General features: G+C 51.3%; 1 protein-coding gene. It reads right to left on the reverse strand.

The annotated features are described in order from the left end of the window. Positions 1–2,057 (reverse strand): PAS-domain containing protein (locus R7P35_RS23740; protein WP_318092774.1); only part of this gene is annotated, 2,057 nt, incomplete at its 3' end. Positions 2,058–2,101: the final 44 nt, after the last annotated feature.

The raw sequence follows: 2,101 nt of genomic DNA on the forward strand, positions 1-2,101 counted from the left end.
AAACCTTGCTCAGCATTGTGGCGAATCACATCAGCAATCGGTCGGCCGACTTGAATCAATCCGGGTGGGAATACAAACAGCTCTAGGTAACGCTGGTTCCACGCCACCAGCCGCAGTTGTTTGTCGACCACCGCAATCCCTTGGCCGATATGTTCAATCGCCCCTTGGAGTAATCCGCGGCTAAAGTCGTACAACTCGGAAGCTTCATCAACGATGGTTGCGACTTCTTCAAGCTGCATATTTCTGCCTTGCAACGCAGAAGTAAGTACTAACTTAGCAGAAGAGGCACCAAACACCCCAGCCAATACGCGTTCAGTGTGACGAATCAACGAAGACGGCGCTTGTTGGTTCGGTAACAACTCCTCTCGCTGCTGGCTCCAATAGGCTTGGAAAGCCACTTTCACCCGAGTGCGGCCAACAAAGCGTGAGGCAAGCATTTCCAGCTCAGCAACGGTAACACGACTTTGATACAAGCTGATGTTTTCGCTTTCAGGCAGCGGTGTTCCGACAAAAGACGCCGACTGTAAGCGCTCACTTAGGCTTGGACGCGTCGCCAGAGACACCGCGACAAAACACACCGCGTTCGCCACCACACTCATGATCATGCCCCAATCCGAAATCGCAATGCCGAAGCGCGACAGCATCTCTGGCGGCGTGATTAACCAAATCAAAAAGTTGTTGCTGGCATTACCAGCCAACATGGCGGTTTGGCTCATTAAGGTAATCAACCAAATCGTAAAACCGACCGCGAGGCCAACATAAACGCCTTTCTTGTTACCCTGACGCCAATACATACCGCCAATCAATGCAGGAGCAAACTGGGTAATGGCTGCAAACGAGAGAAAACCTATCGCAGAGAGTGAGTGGATACTATCTAAGGCCTGATAAAATCCCCATGCACCAATCAACAAAATCAGAATTAGAGCGCGGCGAATACGCAGCAAAAGCTCAGAAAAGTGGTGATGGTTGCGCTGCGCCAAGCGCATTCGGCGTAATATCAGCGGCATCACTAAGTCGTTCGATACCATGATCGCCAAAGCAATGGTTGAAACAATCACCATACCGCTCGCCGCCGAAGTACCGCCCAAAAACGCCAGTAACGCAATCTCGCTTGCCCCCACCGCCATCGGCACACTGATCACGTAAGTATCGGCAGATGTTCCGCTCAATAACCCTTGCCCGACCCACGCGATTGGCAACACAAATACGCCCATCAAAATCAGATACAGCGGGAACAACCAACGCGCAACGTGCAAGTCTTGCGCACGTTCATTTTCCACCACCATGGTGTGAAACTGGCGCGGCAAACAGACAATTGCCAACATGGTCAGCACAGTATGAATCAATAAGGTTGGAATGTTTGGCGACTGGTAGGTTTCAGAAGCCACTTCAACCAGACTCAAGTTTTCCGTGCTCATCGCCAACCAGACAATGAAAATCCCCACCACCAAAAACGCCAGCAATTTGATGATGGATTCGAACGCGATCGCCATCATCATCCCACGGTGATGCTCGGTGTTATCAATATGGCGAGTACCAAACAACATGGTAAAAATGGCCAGTGCCACCACCACAAACCAAGACACGCTGTCATTCTGATAACCAAAATCGGTCGCCAGTTCCGGGGCGATGATCTCCAACCCCATGGTGATGCCACGCAGCTGCAAGGCGATGTAAGGCAAGATCCCTGCCACCGCAATCAATGTGACGACCACCGCCAAGCCTTGCGATTTTCCGTAACGGGCACCAATAAAATCAGCGATGGAAGTGATGTGTTCGCGCTTCGCGATCAGAATGAGTCGAGCCAGAACCCGCCATCCGATAGTAAACACCAAAATCGGCGCGATATAGATGGGCAAGAAAGACCAAGGATTGCTGCTCGCCTGTCCGACCGTGCCGTAGAAGGTCCACGAGGTACAGTACACCGCAATCGAGAGGCTATAAATCCACGGTCGCCAACGGGCGAGCCAGCGCTTTTGTATGTCTCCGTACCACGCGATTATAAATAGGGCTCCCAAGTACGCCAAAGAAACGGGAACCACCAGCCATCCTTGCATCCGATATCCTTTCTAGCTTTTCTTACAGAAAATAAAAAACCTCC

Origin of the sequence: Vibrio sp. Vb0304, from assembly GCF_033338995.1 — a bacterium.
GTDB lineage: Bacteria > Pseudomonadota > Gammaproteobacteria > Enterobacterales > Vibrionaceae > Vibrio > Vibrio alginolyticus.